This window comes from Streptomyces sp. NPDC058877 (assembly GCF_042742855.1).
Lineage (GTDB): Bacteria > Actinomycetota > Actinomycetes > Streptomycetales > Streptomycetaceae > Streptomyces.
This window is the reverse complement of the sequence record NZ_JBHYMF010000354.1, coordinates 1-2842: the sequence shown is the minus strand read 5'-3', so window position 1 is coordinate 2842 and position 2842 is coordinate 1. Positions and strand designations below refer to the sequence as shown.

The following is a 2842-nucleotide window of genomic DNA, read 5'->3' as shown; positions in this document are numbered from 1 at the left end:
CCGACGCAACCAGGGACTCATGGTCCCCATGATCCGGGCTGGGGCTCGGGCACTGTGGATACGTGACGAATCGTTACCGTATGAAACATGAACACGTTCACCCCCCCCCACCCGGCACCGCCTAGACGTCCAGCACGCCGACCGTCTGACCGCCGCTGAGCTCGCCGGTCGTACGGAAGCCGAGCCGGCGGTAGAACTCTCCCGGTCCGTCCTCTCCGGGCTCCCAGGTCACGAAGAGCCGCTGCTCCCCGCGCCGGCGCAGCTCCCTGCGGACGGCCTCGACGGCGAAACGCCCGTATCCCTTGCCCTGGGAGCCGGCGGCGATGTTGAGGCGCCAGATCCCGCTGCGACGGTCGGCGCGGTCCTGCTGCTCGTTCCACGGGATGTCCAGGAAGGCCATCACGAAGCCGACCGGTCGGTCGCCGTCGACGATCAGCCGCGGCCACGCCTGCTCCCCGAAGGCGTACGCCTCCGCCAAGGACTTCACGACGGGGGCGACGTTCCGCTCCTGGTGGGGATGGACGCTCAGGGCCAGGGCCGCTTCGACGTTGTCGGGGGTGATCGGCTCAAGGCGAGTGAACGTGTTCATGTTTCATACGGTAACGATTCGTCACGTCTCCACCGTGCCCGAGCCCCTGCCCGGATCATGGGGACCATGAGTCCCTGGTTGCGTCGGGTGGCGCCGGCCGCCCTCCTCCCCGCACTGTTGCCCCTGCTCAGCGGCTGCACCGTCCCGGTGGCCGGAATCACGGGCGTCTCCGTGACCCCCGACGGGAAGCCGGTGGGCGTGATCCTGGTGTGCCACGACCAGGTCGACGCGGCGGTGTTCTACCCGGCCCCGCCGGACACCGGGGACGACACCACGGACGAAGCGGAGCCGGGGCCGGAGCCGGAGTACGAAGACGTCTGGACCTCGGCGGAAGCCGTCACCGGCTTCACCAGCTGGCCCCTGACGGAAGCCGGCGGCAACGGCTGGACCCCGAAAACGCCACCGCACGCCCTGGAGGAGGGGCAGGTCTACACCCTCTACGGAGCGACCCGTGACGCCTCCTGGTCGACGGCCTCCCACTCCTTCACCCCGGCGGACCTGAAGGAGCTGACGCCGGACCGGGTGTCCTACACCCTCGTGGACGAGGACGGCGAGAGGGTGCGGACGACGACCCTGGCGGACTTCCGCGCACACGCCTGCAAGGGCTTCTGAGAGCACCCGTCGGGGCGGCACCGGTGTCCCAACGACCGGACCCGCCCCCGCGTCGGCCACGGACCCGGGGCAGTGCGGCCCCTCAAGGAACGGAGGAACCCGAGCGACGCGGAACCCCTGGAGGACGCCCCTCAGAAGGCCTCCCACCGAGGGAGGAAGCCCCTCAGGAGAGGAAGACCTCCTCAAGGCTACGGATCGCCCCGTCGTCCCCCGTCTCGTAACGGAACACGAGCCCCGAGTCCGGGTGTGCGTCGATCCAGCCGATCAGCTGCTGGACGCCCATCTGCTGCCGTTCGGTGCCGTCGACGATCGGGGCGGTGACGGTGACGTACGCGGCCCGGTCGAGGGCCCAGCGGCGTTCCTCCCCGGTACCGACGAAACGGGCATCGGGGGTGAAGGGGCCCCGGCAGGCCCACGCGCCCTGCTGGACGACGAGGTTCACCTTCCCGGTGACGCCGGGGATCTCCTCGACCCGGTAGACGGCGACCTCACCGGGAACGATTTCCGCGGGGCCCGGGGCCGTGTGGACGCAGTCGGACGGTTCGGGGTCGGGAAGGTCGACATCGGGCTTCTTGGCCTTGGGCTTGGCCGTCACCGGCTTGGACGTCTTCTTCACCCCCGAAGTCGGCTTCTTCACCCCCGAGGTCGACTTCTTCACCCCCGACGTGCTGGTCGGCTTGGACGTCCTCCCCGGGGTCGCGGAGGTGGAACCCCCCTGGCAGCCGGTGAGCACCGAGGCCAGTGCGACGGCCGCAAGTGCGGCGGTGACGGGTCTCAGCCGGTCGATGCCCATCGGAAATCCCCCTCTTCCTTCTGCACGGGCAGCCGCCCTACGGCCGCGCCCCGCCCGGAACCTAGCAACGCCCGTCCCTCCACGACAACGTCGAACGCCATGCCGTCACGGAGCCGGTACGTTCCGGTCGTCCCCTCCGGCCCGTCCCGGGACGGGGCGGAGGGGGACGACCGGCCCGTTTCGCTAATTCAGCTGCACCCAACCCGCTGCGTCAGTACGCTCCACGGGTCATTCGGAGGGGCGGGGCAGACAAGTCCCGCGTGATTCAGGGGGATTGAGTTTTGATCGCATTCAAGCAGTCGCTGCGGCGACGCTTCCTGTCGCGGACGCTGGCGATCGTCGTCGCCGTGATGGCCGCATTCACGGTGAGCACCGCACCGTCGAGCGCCACCGAGGTCGGCACGGCGACGCTGTCGCGGACGCTGTACCTGACCGATTCGCCGAAGGCCGGCGCAGCCGCCTCGATGAACCGGAGCATCTATCTGGCCGCGGGCACGTACTCCTGGTCCTCGGACCTCGGCTCGTACGGCGGTCGGCCCTTCGCGAGCAGGTACATCTACCTGGCCGCGGGCTGGTACTCCTGGAAGTGCACCCTCCGCTCCCCGGCAGACGGCTACTACCAGCACACCTGCTCGCTCGACCACGGAGCCGGGCCGGCCTACCTCGTCTCGGACCGGTTCACGCTGACCCCCAGCGGCCAGTACACGATGGAGAGCTTCTTGCAGGGGCCGTTCTAGGTCCCGGCTCCTTCCGGGGCGGGCCGGATCGGCCGCCACCGCACCCGCCCGGGCGGGCCAGCGCGGTGACGCCCGGACACGAACGGGCCCCCTCCCGCGGCACCCCGCGGG

At 70.2% G+C, this 2842-nt stretch carries 4 protein-coding genes; 2 read left to right on the top strand and 2 right to left on the bottom strand.

Annotated elements, in window-relative coordinates:
• Positions 1-121: 121 nt before the first annotated feature.
• Positions 122-589 carry a GNAT family N-acetyltransferase gene (locus ACFW2Y_RS35390; RefSeq protein WP_384887741.1) on the bottom strand — a complete coding sequence of 156 codons (468 nt, stop codon included), beginning with the start codon at positions 587-589 and terminating at the stop codon, positions 122-124.
• A 66-nt stretch (positions 590-655) separates the two neighbouring features.
• Between ACFW2Y_RS35390 and ACFW2Y_RS35385 the strand changes: the two genes are divergently transcribed.
• Complete coding sequence (locus tag ACFW2Y_RS35385) at positions 656-1201, top strand: hypothetical protein (protein WP_384887738.1); 546 nt, start codon at positions 656-658, stop codon at positions 1199-1201.
• Between the two features lie 163 nt (positions 1202-1364).
• Here ACFW2Y_RS35385 and ACFW2Y_RS35380 read toward each other — a convergent pair whose 3' ends face one another.
• A complete protein-coding gene (locus tag ACFW2Y_RS35380; RefSeq protein ID WP_384887735.1) occupies positions 1365-1994 on the bottom strand; it encodes a hypothetical protein in 630 nt (209 codons plus the stop codon).
• A gap of 281 nt (positions 1995-2275) precedes the next feature.
• On the opposite strand from ACFW2Y_RS35380, the gene ACFW2Y_RS35375 reads away from it, so the two are divergent.
• Positions 2276-2731 carry a hypothetical protein gene (locus ACFW2Y_RS35375; RefSeq protein WP_384887732.1) on the top strand — a complete coding sequence of 152 codons (456 nt, stop codon included), beginning with the start codon at positions 2276-2278 and terminating at the stop codon, positions 2729-2731.
• Positions 2732-2842: the final 111 nt, after the last annotated feature.